Consider the following 17,128-nt stretch of genomic DNA (forward strand, 5'->3'; position numbering starts at 1 on the left):
GCGTCATCAATCGTGTTTCCGGTGGCGACGTATATAGCATTGCCGTGGTGATAGCTGCTCTGGCTATCGAGTTTTGTCCCGGATTCGCATAAAATGGCTGCTATCTCAGCCAACGCAATTAACCTGTACCCGATACCTCGCTACAGGTGACGAACAAATTTGTGTCTTACCGGACGCTTTGCATGTTCTTTGCGATCAAAAATCACAAATTTTGGAGCCACTATGTCAACCGACACCACGATGGGGTCTGCTGGACTTTCGTCCGCCTCAGGCGCAAGCCCGTCCACCACAGCAGCATCTGCCCAGTCCGCACCTTCAGTTAATCCTGCCGCCACACCGATTTTGCACGATGTGAAGCTCGACGATAAATACACGTCCAACAGCGGAACGATTTTCCTCTCAGGCATACAGGCCTTAGTCCGTCTGCCGATGATACAACGCCAGCGCGATTTGGCCACAGGGCTGAATACGGCCGGTTTTATTTCCGGTTATCGCGGTTCGCCGCTCGGTGGTCTCGATGAGACTTTGTGGAAAACCAAAAAATTACTAGAACAAAATCACGTCCGGTTTGTTCCCGGTGTGAATGAAGATCTGGCCGCAACTGCGGTCTGGGGCACCCAGACCGTCGATCTGATTGGCCCGGCTAAATACGATGGCGTGTTTTCTATGTGGTATGGCAAAGGCCCGGGCGTGGACCGCTGCGGCGATGTGTTCAAACACATGAACCATGCCGGTACCGCCAAACATGGCGGCGTCTTGCTGGTGGCCGGTGATGACCATGGCGCCTATTCGTCAACCTTGCCGCATCAGTCCGACCATATTTTTTCTGCCTGCATGATTCCTATGCTGTATCCCTGCAATGTGCAGGAATACCTGGATCTGGGCTTGCATGCGTGGGCGATGTCGCGGTTTTCCGGTTGTGCCGTCGGCTTCAAGGCGCTTGCAGACACGGTGGAATCCACCGCTTCGGTTGATGCTGACCCGTTCCGTTTGCAGATACAACTACCGCAAGATTTCGTGATGCCCGAAGGTGGCCTCAATACCCGCTTGTCGCTGGACACGCTGGGCATACAGGCGCGTAAGCAGGAAGCGCTGATGCAGGATTACAAAATCTATGCAGCGCTGGCGTATGCGCGTGTCAACAAACTCAATCACGTAACGATAGACAGCCCGCATGCCAGACTGGGTATTGTCGCGTCGGGCAAATCTTATCTGGATGTGCTGGAAGCACTGGAAGAACTGGGCATCGATGAACAATTCGCCGCCGAGATCGGTATTCGCCTGTATAAAGTGGCGATGCCGTGGCCGCTGGAACCGGATGGCATACGCGAATTTGCACAAGGGCTGGATGAGATTCTGGTCGTCGAAGAAAAACGCCAGATGGCTGAATACCAGCTCAAAGAACAGTTGTATAACTGGCGCGACGATGTGCGTCCGCGCGTGATCGGTAAGTTCGACGAAAAAGGCGAATGGGTACATCCGCGTGGCGAATGGCTGCTGACGTCCAAGGCAGATTTTTCTGTGGCGCAGATTGCACGTGTGATTTCTTCACGGATTGCGCGCTTCCACACCAGTGATCTGATCAAGGCACGTCTGGCTTTTCTGGAAGCGAAAGATGTGGTGCTGACCAAGCAGGTGAATACCCCGGCGCGTCCGGCGTACTATTGCTCAGGCTGCCCGCATAACACTTCGACCAAAGTACCGGAAGGCAGTCTGGCGCTGGCCGGTATCGGTTGCCACGTGATGGCGACCGCGATTTATCCTGAACACAACAAGCTCACGACCCACATGGGTGGCGAGGGCGCACCGTGGATAGGTCAGGCGGCGTTTTCCACATTACCACATGTGTTTCAGAATCTCGGCGACGGCACGTATTTCCATTCCGGTTATCTGGCGATACGCGCGGCGGTGGCCGCCAAAGTGAATATCACCTACAAAATTTTGTATAACGATGCAGTCGCGATGACTGGTGGCCAGCCGGTTGATGGCACCATTACCGTGCCTATGATGGCGCAACAAATGGCAGCCGAAGGCGTGCAACGTATCGCGCTGGTGACGGAAGATTTGTCGCGTTACAGCGATCGCTCGCAATTACCTGCCATGGTTACGCTGCACGATCGTAAAGATATGGATGCGGTACAGCGCGAATTGCGTGAAATCGCTGGCTGCAGCGTGCTGATTTACGATCAGACCTGCGCCGCTGAAAAACGTCGTCGCCGCAAAAAAGGTGAATTCCCTGACCCTAATCAGCGTCTGTTTATCAACGATGCCGTATGTGAAGGCTGTGGTGATTGCGGCGCGCAATCTAACTGTACCTCGCTGATGCCACTGGAGACAGAATTTGGTCGCAAACGCGTGATCGATCAGTCTTCCTGCAATAAAGATTATTCTTGCGTCAAAGGCTTTTGCCCCAGCTTTGTCACGGTAGAAGGCGGCAAGCTGCGCAAATCAAAAACCGGCACCGCAAAGAATGATGATTTTGGTGCTTTGCCCGAGCCACAACTGCCAGCTTGCAGCAGTGCATACAACATCCTGCTCAATGGTATCGGCGGTACCGGTGTGATTACCGTTGGTGCCTTGCTCGGCATGGCGGCGCATCTGGAAGGCAAGGGCGCATCGGTGCTGGATATGACCGGTATGTCGCAGAAAAACGGCTCGGTGACTTCGCATATCCGCATCATCGAACAGGCTGGCAAACTGCGTGCGCAACGCATCGCCACCGGTGAAGCGGATCTGATCCTTGGGTGCGACATCCTGACCGCTGGTGCGCATGATGCGATTTCCAAAATGCGGGCCGGCCGTACCCGTGCCGTGGTGAATACCCATGAACAGCCGACTGGTGCGTTCGCCAAAAATGCAGACTGGCAGTTCCCGCTGGAGTCAGTTGAACATCTGATCAGCGAATCAGTTGATGGCAAGGTCGATTTTATCAATGCCACCCGTCTGGCCACCGCGCTGATGGGTGACTCAATTGCGACCAATCTGTTCATGCTGGGTTTCGCTTATCAGAAAGGCGCGATCCCGGTATCGGAAGCCGCGCTGATGCGGGCGATTGAACTCAATGGCGTGGCGGTTGAAGCGAATAAAAAGGCTTTCCTGTGGGGCCGTCGCTCAGCGGTCGATCTGGCGAAAGTCGAAAAAATTGCGATTCCGGCGCAGAACATCGTTGTCAGCCTGCCGCCAAGTCTGGATAAGCTGATCCAGCGTCGCGTTGATTATCTGACGGCATATCAGAATGCTGCCTATGCCGCCCAATACAGCGATCTGGTCAGCCGGGTCCGCAGCGCGGAGAGCGCAATGGGCCAGGGGAACCGTCTGAGTACCGCGGTGGCAAAATATTATTTCAAACTGATGGCGTACAAAGATGAATACGAAGTTGCGCGGTTGTACACCAATGGTGAATTTACCGACAAACTTAAACAACAGTTTGAAGGCGATTTCAGTCTGAAATTCAATCTGGCGCCACCTATTTTTTCGAAGACGGATGGACAAGGACATCTGGTCAAAGCGCAATACGGCTCATGGGTCTGGCAGGCATTCAAACTGCTGGCGAAATGCAAAGGTGTACGCGGCACTGTGCTGGATATCTTTGGTCATACCGCAGAACGTCGCTCTGAGCGAGCCCTGATTACCGACTACCGCGATCTGATCCTGATGCTGATTTCAGGTCTGAATCAGGACAATCTGGAACAGGCGGTGGCGCTGGCAAGCTTGCCTGAGCATATCCGCGGTTTCGGTCACGTCAAGGAAAAATCGGTACAGGCCTACTATGCTGAAAAAGCTGCATTGCTCGATCCGCAAAAAGCGACGGTAACTGAACTTTCCCGCGTCGCCTGATGCTGACAAGCGTGCCTCTGCCGTTGTTGGCAGTGGGCGCGCTTGTGATCGATAAATAATGAGCCGAGAAGCGAATATTTTTCAGACACCTAATCTGCATCGGTATGCTGAGCCATTTTTGCTCTGCAAGCCGCGCCAGTATTGAGTGTCGCGTTTTTTACCTGCTTACATATACTCATTGACGTTTACGTTAACGTCATATAACTTAGCTGCATAATTCATTAGCAAAGGAAATCCGCCGTTCAGAGCGAAAACCTTTGCCATACCTTGTTGAGGAAGACATGACTGACCTGTCCGTAGCCCAGAATCTGACCGAATATAAACCTGCGAATAAAGTCCGCTTCGTGACTGCCGCGTCCCTGTTCGACGGCCATGATGCCTCGATCAATATCATGCGCCGCATCTTGATGGCGAACGGTGCCGAAGTGATTCATCTGGGGCACAACCGCTCGGTCGAAGAAATCGTCACTGCCGCCTTGCAGGAAGACGCGCAGGGCATTGCGATTTCAAGTTACCAAGGCGGGCACGTCGAGTATTTCAAATACATGATCGACCTGCTCAGACAGCGTGGTGGTGCGCACATCAAAGTGTTCGGCGGTGGCGGCGGTGTGATCGTGCCGGAAGAAATCGCTGATCTGCATGCGTATGGCGTAAGCCGTATTTTCAGCCCGGAAGACGGGCAACGCATGGGCCTCGTCGGCATGATATTGTCCATGATCCAAGCGTGTGATGTGAACTTATCGGGTTATGCGCCGACCTCGCTGGATGTGCTGACGGAAGGTGACATTACGACCCGGCATCGCCCGCTGGCGCAGCTGATTACCGCACTCGAAAACGATAGTGTGCAACCGGAACTACGCGCAGAATTATTGAAAGCCGCAGAGCAAACCACCGTGCCAGCGTTCGGCATTACTGGGACTGGTGGCGCGGGTAAATCTTCGCTGACTGATGAATTAATCCGCCGTATCCGCCTCGATCAGGACGATCAGCTGAATATCGCACTGATTTCTATCGATCCTTCGCGTCGCAAATCCGGTGGTGCCTTGCTGGGCGACCGCATTCGCATGAATGCGATCAACCCGTGGGCGGGACAGGTGCGTGTGTTTATGCGCTCGCTGGCAACGCGCGAAGCCGGTTCAGAAATTTCCCAGGCGTTGCCGGATGTGATTGTGGCCTGCAAAGTGGCGGGCTTTGATCTGGTGATCGTCGAAACCTCGGGTATCGGGCAGGGCGATGCGGCGATCGTGCCGCATGTGGATGTGTCCATGTATGTGATGACACCGGAATTCGGTGCTGCTTCGCAGCTCGAAAAAATCGACATGCTGGACTTTGCTGATTTCGTTGCGATCAATAAATTCGACCGCAAAGGTGCGCAAGACGCTTTACGTGACGTGGCTAAACAATATCAGCGCAACCGCGAACTGTGGAGCAAAAAGCCTGACGAGATGCCGGTCTATGGTACGCAGGCATCGCGCTTTAATGATGATGGCGTGACGGCGCTGTATCAGGGCTTGCTGCCAGCACTGACCGCCCGTGGTCTGAAAACGATCCCCGGCAAACTGGCGCCAGTAACGGTGAAATTTTCCAGCGCTAAAAACGTCATCGTGCCACCGGCTCGCAGCCGTTATCTGGCGGAAATTGCTGACACCGTGCGCGGCTATCATAAGCATACCGGCAAGCAAGTGGTGCTGGCACGCGAACGTCAGCAGTTGCACGAGTCGGCACGCATGCTGCACGAGCATCTGCAGGCGAATGGCCGCGCTCCGGTGCTTGTCCGTCCACAGGCAGAGCAGACCGGGTCAGCAGAATTGCAATCCCGCCTGCGCGAAAACGATATTTTATTTGAACTGAATCAGCTGGCCAGCGACAAAGACGCCCAGCTTGATGCTGAATCCAAAAAACTGATCAGCATGTGGCCTGATATGCAGCAGGCGTATTCGGGTGATGAGTATGTCGTCAAAATCCGCGATAAAGAAATCCGCACCCGCCTGACTTACAAATCTTTGTCTGGCACGACAATACGCAAAGTATCCTTGCCACGCTTTGTCGATCACGGTGAAATCCTGCGCTGGCTGATGCTGGAAAATGTGCCAGGTTCTTTCCCTTACACCGCCGGTGTGTTTGCGTTTAAACGCGAAGGCGAAGACCCGACCCGTATGTTCGCCGGTGAAGGCGATCCTTACCGCACCAACCGCCGCTTTAAACTGGTGTCGCAAGGCATGGATGCCAAGCGTTTGTCGACCGCGTTTGACTCGGTCACGCTGTATGGCGCTGACCCGGCAATCCGTCCTGATATTTACGGCAAAATCGGTAACTCCGGCGTTTCCGTTGCGACGCTGGATGATATGAAAGTGCTGTACGACGGTTTTGATCTGTGCGACCCGGCGACCTCAGTGTCGATGACGATTAACGGCCCTGCACCGACGATACTCGCCTTCTTCATGAACACCGCGATTGATCAGCAAATGGATAAATTCCGTGCGGATAACAAGCGCGAACCGACCGCCGACGAAGCCGCGAAAATCCGTGCGTGGGTATTGATGAATGTGCGCGGCACGGTGCAAGCCGATATTCTGAAAGAAGATCAGGGGCAGAATACCTGCATCTTCTCGACTGAATTTTCACTCAAGGTGATGGGCGATATTCAAGAGTATTTCGTGCATCATCAGGTGCGTAATTTCTACTCGGTATCGATCTCTGGTTACCACATCGCCGAAGCCGGTGCGAACCCGATTTCGCAGCTCGCATTCACGCTGTCGAACGGTTTCACTTTCGTTGAAGCTTACCTCGCACGCGGCATGCACATCGACGATTTCGCCGCGAATCTGTCGTTCTTCTTCAGCAATGGTATGGACCCGGAATACACGGTGCTGGGTCGCGTCGCACGCCGTATCTGGGCGGTGGCGATACGCGACAAATACGGCGCGAACGACCGTAGCCAAAAACTGAAATACCATATCCAAACTTCAGGCCGTAGCTTGCATGCACAAGAGATCGACTTCAATGATATCCGCACCACACTGCAAGCGCTGATCGCGATCTACGATAACTGCAACAGCCTGCATACTAATGCCTACGATGAAGCCATCACCACGCCGACCGACGAATCGGTACGTCGCGCGCTGGCGATACAGCTGATCATCAACCGCGAATGGGGTCTGGCGAAAAACGAAAACCCGATACAAGGCAGCTTTATCATTGAAGAATTGACGGACTTAGTGGAAGAAGCAGTCTTGCAAGAATTCGAACGCATCGCAGAACGCGGCGGTGTCTTAGGCGCAATGGAAACCGGCTACCAACGTGGCAAGATTCAAGAAGAATCGATGCACTACGAACATCTGAAACACGACGGCACGCTGCCTATCATCGGCGTCAACACTTTCCGCAATCCAAAAGGTGGCGAAACCGTACAGAAGATCGAACTGGCGCGTTCAACCGAAGAGGAAAAACAATCGCAACTCACGCGCCTGGCAGACTTTCATCAACGTCATGCGAACGTCGCACCACAAGCACTGGCAGCGTTGCAGCAAGCCGCGATCAACAATGAAAACGTGTTTGCCAAACTGATGGATGCCGCACGGGTATGTTCGCTCGGCCAGATCACCACGGCCTTGTTTGAAGTGGGCGGGCAGTATCGTCGCAATATGTGAGTCGATTGGCGGACTTTGTACACCAATAAAAAAATCCCGGACTGGCTCCGGGATTTTTTATTGAAGCAAACGCTCCCAGCTAGCGTCTCGTTGCCAGCATCGTCAAAAACGGTTCTACTTCAGGTGCCGCCAAGTCTCTGGGATGGCGCAATCCTGACCAGCGTATGAAAAATCGGATCCATTAGAGATACAGTTTTTCAGTGGCGAGGCTGTCATGCTTGCACCGCAAACTATTCCGGATTTGATCCAGGAGTTTAGGGGGGAGCGTTCATGGCAGGTTACTGTTGTTATACTGCGTATTTAATCAGTTCAAAGAAGAAAAAAACTATACCAGACAAGGACTTGCGACACATTAGAATTTGTTGCTTATTTTTCATTCATCTGTTATTTTGCCAATTTGCACTTTAAAACAAGTTAGACCTCATGGCACGCAGCACATATCAATTCGATCGCTGGAAGCCGCGTGAAAAGTCTACGTGGGTCTTTCGGGTCTTCAAGAAGCACAACATTGAGTTGCTGCGCATGTACACCGCGTTCGAGACCTCGAGGCGGTACACGTACTCTCATTTGGGCAAGACCGCGCAGTGGACGGATCAACCCAGTAAGCACTTTGCTTTCGTGCGCCCGCTTGGCTACGATCAGTTTGAAACCATGCGCGAATGGTCAGGTGCCTACAACGACCTTGAGAATTGGGTCAATCTCAATGCTCTTGTTGCAGTAGCGTCAAGCCTGGAAACCTACTTCGCGACCGTTATTCCGTTGGCCCTCGCCTCTGATGTGGGCACGCTCTATGGAACATCGCGTCGAATTGACGGCATCCAGATACTGAAGCATGGCCACGCTAACGCTCTTGATTTCGAACAGCATGTGATCGCGTGCACAAAAGGCGACTGGTCGAGTCGTCTAGCTGCATATGAGAAGCTGTTTGGACGCGCCCCGAAGTTCTTTTCTTCCAACATAGCAGACTTGGAGCGAATTCGAATCCTCCGCAACAATGCAGCGCATTCATTCGGCCGTGACATCGAGGCCTCACGCGAACGCCAGCAGGTTAAGACGCTGCCGATGGAAGCACTGTCACGCTCTTCGTTTCTCAATTTGCAGAAGACCACCTGGAAGCTCGCGAAAGCGATTGATGTTCATCTTCATCAGTTTCATATTGGTGAGTTTCAGGCGCTTGCGTTCTACCATTCGATCTTTCCAACTCTGAGGCATGACCTTCACGTCGGCGAGCGAGCGATGCAACTCAAGAAGTGCATTGGCGGATTCGGAGCCGTTTCTGGCAAGGACTTTTGCCGTGGTCTCGCCGAGTACTATGAAGCCCTGTGAGATGTCGGCGGTGAGGTCTAACAAGTCGTTCGACGCGGACGTTCTGTCGGCGGGCGCTGCCCGCCTACTGTCCGCCGGTCATCTCCAACGTTAGAGATCACGATGGCAAACGACGACTATCTCCCATCGAGCACTGTCCTATGTTTCGAAAATTTCAAAGATGCATCGCTGTACTTTGATCGCGTGCTTCCTTTGAACATGGGACGGATGCGTGGCGACTCCGCTGTTGGCGACATTCTGGTGGGCTATCCAGAGGAAGTACCATCTGCTGCCCTTTCCCACCTTATTGACGGGATCGAAGGAAACACAGTTACTTATAGCCACGCCACCCGCGTAATGGAATTCACCACTAATAGGTGGGTCGAATTCGCTAAAGAGGTGGAGCCATACGCAAGACTATGGTCACCGGACCCTAGGCACTCCACCGATGACGACGTTCGGAACCAATACCACAAGCTCCAAGAGGCCTATTTCGCAGATGCGTCAATTTCTGGGATAACTCCGATTCGGGAGGCATTTCGCCGCTACGCGAAGGGTCTCGGGTTTGATCGTTTCTGTGTTAATGTTCCTTCGGCAACCGGAACCGGTGGAAGTCAAAGCGACCCGAGCATTACCCTGTCGAAGCTAAACCTTATCGATTCTAGCCAAGCCGAATGGCGGCAAATCATTGAGCTTCGAAAAGACATTGAATCGCATCGGAAGTTAGCGAGATTGCGGCTGTTCATTCATAAGAATTACGTAGACTGCTCATTCGCCTTCATAGAGGACGATCTTTCACAGCGCATCGAAGAGTATGAGCGCGTGACGAAAAAGTTCGGATTAAAAACCACTTTATCCTCACTGTCGCTACTGCTTGACGCTAAAGCTCTTCAAGCGTCCGTTGGGGCTGGCCTTGTAGTGGGGCTGTTTGGCGGACCACTTGTTGGGTTATCAGCAGCCGCGGCCATTGAGATCGGAAAGGTTGCAGTGAATATTGCGGAGAGGCACCACGACCTGAAGGATTGGCAGTCAGGTCATGAACTCGCGTTTATCTTTGATACCAAGAAGGCTCTGTCTTGAGCTACGGCGTGATCTCTAACTCTGCGTTCGAGGCGACCTGCGCGAAAAGCCGCGCAGGCGCCTCAACTCGCACGTAAGGCTACACATGCCATTAAATGTCATAGCTGAAACGATCCTTCAGCCAATAGTAGAAGCGGCAATGCAGTTGATCTGCTGTAGAACAGCATGCCTGATTATCCCCATCTTTACTCTCGGAGAAGTTTATGTCGAGCCATCACCGCTGCGAGTGTTTGTAAAGTCCGGTCTTTATACTTCCATTTTCATGGCCTGAACTGGTAGCGAGCTTCACGTCAAGCCGCAGTCAGTGCCGCATGCACACGTCCACGCCGTGCGAGCCTATGGCTAAATGCGAAGAACTCAAAAGAGAAATGTCTGAAAATTGCGTTGCGCGTGGCGCACCCTGTATGGCTTAATCCCGGTGTTATAAGATGGCATTGTCGCAAACGCCAAGGGGAAATCATGCTGGCATTATCTGGAAATTCAACAGGATGAACGTCATGGAAAAACAATCTGCATCCCGCGCTGGTGCTGCTATCGGTGCCATGATTTTTTCGGTCTTCGGCTCAGGCTGGCTGCTCGCATGGGCTATCCGAAGTTTTGCACAGGCTGCTTTGATGTGTGCTTTGATTGGTGGCTTGGGGCTGGCTTTGTTTATCGCGGCTTTTCGGCAGTACCGGCGCAATCGCGAGGCACATGCGGCCGTTGTTGAGACGCCTGAAAGTAAAAAAGGGAAGCGCATTTTTAACATCGTCAATATCGCTCAGGGCGTCGCTATTTTTCTGGCTGTGAATATTGTGAATAATATCGGGCACCCTGAATGGTTTGTGCCTGCCTTTATTTTTATCGTCGGTGCGCATTTCATACCGCTGGCCAAAGTGTTTCATTCCTGGCGACATACGGTGATTGGTGTGGCGATGATGGTGTGGGCATTGGCGTATCCTCAGTTTGCGCAGAGTGGCGCTGCTGATCCGGTCGGTTGTCTGGGCGCGGGTCTGATTCTTTGGGCGAGTGCTCTTTCTGCGTTGTTATTGCATTCTTCTGCGCAGCCCGACGCAGTGCCCGGACAGTAATTTCCAGTAATGTACGTAAGGCAGGCTGGCTGCTTGTCGAGGATTGATTCCAGGAGTATCTGATATGACAGATGACGGGCGCTGGCCTTTATCACGGTTTTTGCTTGTTGGCGTGACTATTGCTATTGCAGCGTGCCTGCCGCTGCAGCTGTATATTATTTTCGGGCCGTCTGACGGCAATCCTATTGGTCTGGGGTTACTGGCGGCCATGGGAATTTTGCTGGCGCTGATCGTGTTTGTCACTGGTCTGATTAAACGCTTGATCCGTTATTTTATGGAATGATGGAGCTTGGCTGCTTCAATAAACTGTAAAGAGGCTATTGCTCGTCTCAGTGCTGATTCATGAGCGAGCGTCTGCTGGTGCTATCCGCGATCAGCAGGCCAGGGCGAACCCTGATGTTTGAACTGCTTTATAATCTAAGCCCTCTTCACTCAACACTGGGTCTGCGTTCGCCGCATCAGCTACCGATAGCTGGATAAGAAGGCGGCATCACGAAAATCCGGTAGCACTGTATCTGACAACGACATACCGACGGCAGTCAGCACTGCCAGCCTCCACGAGTTACAAGATTCCCCAACTTCATCTTCAAATAAGCATCATGTTCAAATTGTTATCGCTTTGCCTCATCTTCTCTTTCCACTTATCCGCCTTAGCCGAAAATACCATTAGCGGTGCCGGGTCTTCAGCGGCTGCACCTTTATATGCAAAATGGGCCGATGCGTATAACAAAAAAATGAAAATTGGACTGGCCTATCAGGCGGTCGGTTCTTCTGCCGGTATTAAGCAAATCAAAGCGAAGACCGTTGATTTTGCTGGCAGTGATGTGGCGATGAGTGTCGCAGATTTAAAACGTGATGATCTGATCCAGTTTCCATCTGCGATTTCCGGCGTTGTGCCGGTGGTGAATCTTCCTGGTATTCCGACCGGAAAACTAAAGTTGACCGGTGATTTACTGGCAGACATTTTTGCCCGCAAAATATCGCAATGGAACGATCCAGCTATCGTTGCGCTGAACCCCGATTTAAAACTTCCAAAGAAAACAATCGAGGTAATCGTGCGTCAGGAGGGTTCGGGAACCACCTATAACTTCACTGATTACCTGTCCAAAGTGAATGCCGAATGGCAAAGTAAATACGGCAAAGATTTCACGATCAAATGGCATGCCGAGCTGATTCAGGTTAAGGGTAGCAGCGGTGTTTCGGCGGCGGTAAAAAGCACCCCGTATGCCATCAGTTTTATTGATTACAACTATGTCCTTCAGGATAATCTGAGCTACGCGATTCTGAAAAATCGTGACGGTAAATTTGTCTCGCCTTCTGCCGAAGCATTTGCTGCCAGTATGAATAACAGCGGCTGGAAATCGAATGGGCGATTTGAGGAAATGCTGACCGATAAGCCGGGTTCGAATAGCTGGCCTATCGCTATGGGTACATTCGTGATCCTCCAGAAGACTGCCACCGACACAGAAAAATCGATTGCGGCATTAAAGTTTTTTACCTGGAGTTTCATGAACGGTGATCATTTGGTGCGTACCGTTGATATGGTTCGTTTGCCGGACAGTATTCAAGCCAGAATTTTCAAAGAAATGACTACGGTGACCGATACCAAAGGCAAGCCGTTGCAATGGATGAATTTTCCATGATTCAACACTTTTGGCTGCCGGAGTGAAAATGACTGAGCGGCCGGTCTTGTTTGTGTATTTCCACGATCCCGATCAGAATCTGATCGAAGTTTCGAACTATTTTCGGGAACTGCAATCTGAGCTGGCATCGCAATAGATGTTTGCGTGTACCGGACATGCAAAGTGCCAGAGGCGTGCTTGTGTCTGGTGTCATTGTTGATGGCGCAGTGTTTTATTAGCTTGTTTGTTTGAATTTTGCTGGAAACAAGGGGGTTTAATGAGTACATTATCCCGTCGGGAGCTGGCGTTGCAGATACTGAGCAAAACGGGGATGCCTGTGTCTGGCTATTCGTCGCCGGCAGTCCGGCTGTTGTGGCGTATGGGTATTGATTGTCCACCGCCACATTTTGCGCGATTCTGGCCGGTATTTTTTATTTGTGGAATCTATTTTGGCGTGACGTTGGGGCTGTTGATGTGGCTAGCCACGTTATATCGACCACTCTTTTTATCATCGTCTATTCCGTTTGGTGCGGTGATAGGCGGGTGTTGTTTTGGTTTTTTTATGGCAAGCTACTATGCGATTGGGCGCCGTAAATACCAACTACCAAGGTGGGAAGAAATTGGTGGCAGCACCGAACACTAATCGGCACACATCAGCACACGCCAGATCATTTTTATCAATCTCAGGAGTTTTTATGAAATTCATTACCGTGGCCGCTTTTGCTGTCGGCATGTTGTCTTTGTCGTCGGTGTATGCGCAGAAGACCGATAGCGTTACTCTGGCTCAGACAGCAGCAACGCAGTGGCTTGAGGTGGTCGATGGCGGTGATTACGCTGCCAGTTGGGATCAGGCCGGCAGCGTGTTTAAGGGAATGGTCGAGAAATCGAAGTGGCTTGATGCGATACAAGGTATCCGCAGCCCTTTAGGTGCTGTCAAATTTCGCAAAATTAAATCAGCTGATTACAAAAAAAATATTCAAGGTGCACCAGAGGGCGAGTATGTGACTGTGCAATTTGAAACCACATTCGAGAATAAGAATGGGGCAATTGAGGTCGTGACGCCGATGAAAGACAAAGACGGCACCTGGCGCGTTACGGGTTATTTCGTTCACTAAGCCTGATTGACGGCGCGACAGACCAGAACCCACCGGGCGCTGTCTGACGTATGCATTTTTGTGTACGCAAAACAGTGTTGTTTGTCGCGTCAAAAAGTCGCCCGCTGTTTGCCAGCATTTACCTGAAAGCTTGACGCTGTGTCTGAAGCCACGCCACACTATATCGTCATCACTGTGGGCACCAACGGTGATTTGCATCCGATGATGCGCATCGCGCAAACCTTGCAATCGCTTGGGCGGCAGGTGACTTTCGTCAGCCATTCTTACTATGAGAACATGGTGCGGGATGCGGGGCTGGCGTTTATCGGCCTTGGCACAGATGAAGAATTTCTGCGTATTCTGCGCAATCCGGACATCTGGAATCCGCGCAAAGGTCTTGCGGCATTGATGGCGAATTATGGTGAAGGTCTGCAACAGACTATCGCCAGCATACGTTCAATTTCCACGACTGCACCGAAAATGGTGATCGCTCATCCATTCGCAGTTCCCGGTGCCATCATCGCCCGTGAGTTAGGTTTGGTGACATCGGTGGCTGCGGCTTATCTGGCGCCGTCGAATCTGCGGACTTGCCACGACCCGCTGACGATCGGTGATGTTTCTGTGCCGCGCTGGGTACCGATGAGCTGGCGACGGGCGCTATGGCGTCTGGTGGAAAAGAAATGGGTAGATCCGGTTGCGCTGAGCCACATTAATGCGGTGCGTCTGCCTTTGGGTTTATCTGCAGTCGATTCTTTTCTGACGCATATCAGCCAGACGCCGGATTTGGCGCTGACACTTTTTCCGTCGTGGTTTGCACCAGCGATGCCTGACTGGCCACATCCCTTGCTGGAAGGCGATTTTCAATTATTTGAAAGTAGCAAACAAGACGGTTTATCGCCGGATTTATCGGCATTTCTTGCCGCAGGTGAAAAACCGCTGGTATTCACGCCGGGTACGGGCAATCTCCATGCCGTGGATTTTTTCAAGCACGCATTGGCGGCGATACAAAGCACTGGTCGGCGGGCAATTTTTCTGACGCGCGAGCCCGCGCAAATACCATCGAAGCTGCCCGCTTCTGTGATCTGGCTGGCGTATGTGCCGCTGAAGGCTTTGCTGCCGCATGTCGCCGCGTTAGTACATCATGGCGGCATTGGCACTACCGCTGAAGCGCTGCGCGCAGGTATCCCGCAACTCGTCGTTCCGTTTGCCTGGGATCAGTTTGATAACGGTGCCCGCATTGCCGCGATCGGCGTAGGCCAGGTCATTCCGGCGAAACGCTTGCGGCCTCGCAAACTGGCGCACCGCCTGCAACATCTGTGCACCTCTGACACCGTGCGCGCGCAATGCGCCACCGTTGCCTCACGTTTCACCCCCGCATTTGATGCTTTCGCCTTTTGCCAGGAAATCGAGCGCCAGTTACTTGCTGCTGGTCATGGAGTTCGTTTGCTGAACAAGAATGACTGACATTCGTTGTCGTAAATTTAAAAACTAGCCTGCAGATTGAAAAAAAGCACTGTTAATTTTTTATAATTTCAATGAGGTAATTTTTGAAGCTGTTCGATGCCATTGTCCGCGTGACGCCGATTACTGTATACGATGAAATTTCATTTTTTTCTTTTAAAATCCTTACTCAGAGTTAACCGGAAATGCGTTCTTTGCAAATGATCTGGATCGATAAGATCACGGTGAATATGGGGAAATGACAAAGAGTTGTCTTGATTAATTGAATTTTTACTGTGTCCGACAAACGATATTTTAGTCATTGGAAGAATCACATGAGCAGACATTTTCATACAGGGTTACTGCCGTTAGTATTTGTCACAGTGACTACTTTAACCGCTTGCGCTTCTGCTCCACTTTCCTTTCTCCAGGGAACGCCGCAAACTCTGACAGATTTTACGCTTTACCCCGTGCGCATCGTTTCAGTTGATGGGGGCATACAGTTCGCCAGCCCCAGTAGGCCGATTCAGATATCTCCGGGATCACGCTCTATCGTGTTCGAGGCTGCGCCAGGTTCCGGTGCGAGAAACGGTGTACAGAAGTCGTTTGCATTGAAGGTTGAGCCATGTACTCGCTACTTCCTCGCGGCCAGACGACAATTAGCTATGGATGCTGATTGGTCGCTCGTCGTGGATAAGACTGAGGCAGTACCAGGCTGCAATATTGAGGACGAGTTACAAAAAGCGGCAGTTGCTGCGAACAGCCAGAACAATTGAGCGGCTTGAGTTTTTACATATGTAAAACAAGGAAGGAAGCAGATATGGAAAACATCATGATGTTGGCGACAGCGCTGGGTATCGTTGGTGGTGGCTTGTGTGCATATATGGCCTGCAAGTCACTCGTTCTTGTTTGGCCTCAGTTATTCACTCCACCCCATTTTGTAATGGCGGGGGCAGTCATCGGAGCATTGATAATTTTATTACCGTCAGTTTTTTTTGCATTGGTGGTCGGCGGCAATCTTGGCGGTGCCTTGGGCGATATCGCGGAATCGGCTGTGGGATGGGGGACCGGTATTGTTCCCGTTGGCTTAGCGCTTGGAATTGCCGCAGCCTTCAGTGGCAGTTTGATTGCCGGAAGCCTGATTGGGAGTTTTTTAGGTAAGGCTCTTACCTTATTAATTTCCTATTCAATGCCACGCTGAGCATTGATATACCGATGCATATAATATTGGAGAGGTTGTAGTAAATACATAAAAAACGCCAAGCACCAATATTTTCATTCTGATAATAGTTATAATTTAATACTTTAGACTAATCAGAATTCATATGAGCCACAATTCCAGACATGCAATCTTTACGCTGTTGCCTATGCTGCTGGCGTCTTCTCTTGGATTGGCGCAGGACGTTAAACCTCAATATTCCATTAAAGATGAAGTGCGTACAGGTTCTAATATCCGGCGTGACCAGGTCACTGGTTCTAAGGTCGCGATGAATTTGCCGTTTGAGAAGTTATCCGCAGCCGATAGAGCGCAACTTAATTCTTCCTATGAGCACATTGCAGAAGGTGATGAGCCACCGTTTCCGCTGAACGGCCTGCAGATGATCTATGAGCCCTTGCGGGAAGCAAATAATAAATTGTATGACCGGGGACAGCTCAGTATGTTCGCGACGGTGGATGCTGAGGGAGCAGTTAAAGAGGTTAAGCTTCTGCATTCACCTAGCCCGGAAATGACTAGATTCGCGGCAAATCTCTTGTACCTGATACGCTTTAAACCAGCAAAATGTGGAGGACAAGCCTGTGTCATGGATTTTCCTGTTCGCTTGTTGTTTGAGTGATGTGCTCTTGCGTCAGAACAGACATAAAAAGTGGTTGTGCTGCGACCAGCCGTGTTGCGCCAGATTGTCGCATAGGCGGCATGAACAGTATCGTTGAGCTGGTTTCGCGTTGAAGAGAATGCGTACGGTGCAAAGATGATCACAGATGTCTTTCAGGGGGAATACGTGCGCGGCAAGGCATTAACCCTAGAGAGA

Annotated in this window: 13 protein-coding genes; all 13 read left to right on the forward strand. The window is 51.5% G+C overall.

Going from position 1 to position 17,128, the window contains the following annotated elements; all coding sequences use genetic code 11:
* Positions 1 to 222 precede the first annotated feature (222 nt).
* The 13 genes from KDM87_RS01470 to KDM87_RS01530 all read left to right on the forward strand — a co-directional run bounded on the left by KDM87_RS01470 (position 223) and on the right by KDM87_RS01530 (position 16,933).
* The gene (locus KDM87_RS01470; RefSeq protein WP_212677455.1) at positions 223 to 3,837 is read left to right on the forward strand and encodes an indolepyruvate ferredoxin oxidoreductase family protein; all 3,615 of its coding nucleotides are present in this window, start codon (positions 223 to 225) and stop codon (positions 3,835 to 3,837) included.
* A 281-nt stretch (positions 3,838 to 4,118) separates the two neighbouring features.
* Positions 4,119 to 7,487: a fused isobutyryl-CoA mutase/GTPase IcmF gene (icmF, locus tag KDM87_RS01475; RefSeq protein ID WP_212677456.1), complete on the forward strand. Its 3,369-nt coding sequence runs from the start codon at positions 4,119 to 4,121 to the stop codon at positions 7,485 to 7,487.
* Positions 7,488 to 7,910: 423 nt separating this feature from the next.
* Positions 7,911 to 8,813 (forward strand): hypothetical protein, encoded by a 903-nt coding sequence (locus KDM87_RS01480; RefSeq protein WP_212677457.1) that lies wholly within the window; start codon positions 7,911 to 7,913, stop codon positions 8,811 to 8,813.
* A gap of 102 nt (positions 8,814 to 8,915) precedes the next feature.
* A complete protein-coding gene (locus KDM87_RS01485) occupies positions 8,916 to 9,872 on the forward strand; it encodes a hypothetical protein (protein ID WP_212677458.1) in 957 nt (318 codons plus the stop codon).
* A 497-nt stretch (positions 9,873 to 10,369) separates the two neighbouring features.
* Positions 10,370 to 10,942 (forward strand): hypothetical protein, encoded by a 573-nt coding sequence (locus KDM87_RS01490; RefSeq protein WP_212677459.1) that lies wholly within the window; start codon positions 10,370 to 10,372, stop codon positions 10,940 to 10,942.
* Positions 10,943 to 11,006: 64 nt separating this feature from the next.
* The gene (locus KDM87_RS01495; protein WP_212677460.1) at positions 11,007 to 11,225 is read left to right on the forward strand and encodes a hypothetical protein; all 219 of its coding nucleotides are present in this window, start codon (positions 11,007 to 11,009) and stop codon (positions 11,223 to 11,225) included.
* 316 nt (positions 11,226 to 11,541) lie between these two features.
* Complete coding sequence (pstS, locus tag KDM87_RS01500; protein ID WP_212677461.1) at positions 11,542 to 12,585, forward strand: phosphate ABC transporter substrate-binding protein PstS; 1,044 nt, start codon at positions 11,542 to 11,544, stop codon at positions 12,583 to 12,585.
* Positions 12,586 to 12,841: 256 nt separating this feature from the next.
* A complete protein-coding gene (locus tag KDM87_RS01505; protein WP_212677462.1) occupies positions 12,842 to 13,207 on the forward strand; it encodes a DUF6404 family protein in 366 nt (121 codons plus the stop codon).
* Between the two features lie 52 nt (positions 13,208 to 13,259).
* The gene (locus tag KDM87_RS01510; RefSeq protein ID WP_212677463.1) at positions 13,260 to 13,679 is read left to right on the forward strand and encodes a DUF4019 domain-containing protein; all 420 of its coding nucleotides are present in this window, start codon (positions 13,260 to 13,262) and stop codon (positions 13,677 to 13,679) included.
* Positions 13,680 to 13,817: 138 nt separating this feature from the next.
* Positions 13,818 to 15,122: a glycosyltransferase gene (locus KDM87_RS17910; RefSeq protein WP_212677464.1), complete on the forward strand. Its 1,305-nt coding sequence runs from the start codon at positions 13,818 to 13,820 to the stop codon at positions 15,120 to 15,122.
* Positions 15,123 to 15,568: 446 nt separating this feature from the next.
* On the forward strand, positions 15,569 to 15,874 hold the full coding sequence (locus KDM87_RS01520; RefSeq protein ID WP_212677465.1) for a hypothetical protein: 306 nt from the start codon (positions 15,569 to 15,571) through the stop codon (positions 15,872 to 15,874).
* A 44-nt stretch (positions 15,875 to 15,918) separates the two neighbouring features.
* The gene (locus KDM87_RS01525; protein WP_212677466.1) at positions 15,919 to 16,299 is read left to right on the forward strand and encodes a hypothetical protein; all 381 of its coding nucleotides are present in this window, start codon (positions 15,919 to 15,921) and stop codon (positions 16,297 to 16,299) included.
* Positions 16,300 to 16,423: 124 nt separating this feature from the next.
* Positions 16,424 to 16,933, forward strand: a complete 510-nt coding sequence (locus KDM87_RS01530; protein ID WP_212677467.1) for an energy transducer TonB — start codon at positions 16,424 to 16,426, stop codon at positions 16,931 to 16,933.
* Positions 16,934 to 17,128: the final 195 nt, after the last annotated feature.

This window comes from Cognatundibacterium rivi (genome assembly GCF_018139565.1).
GTDB classification, from domain to species: domain Bacteria; phylum Pseudomonadota; class Gammaproteobacteria; order Burkholderiales; family Burkholderiaceae_D; genus Undibacterium; species Undibacterium rivi.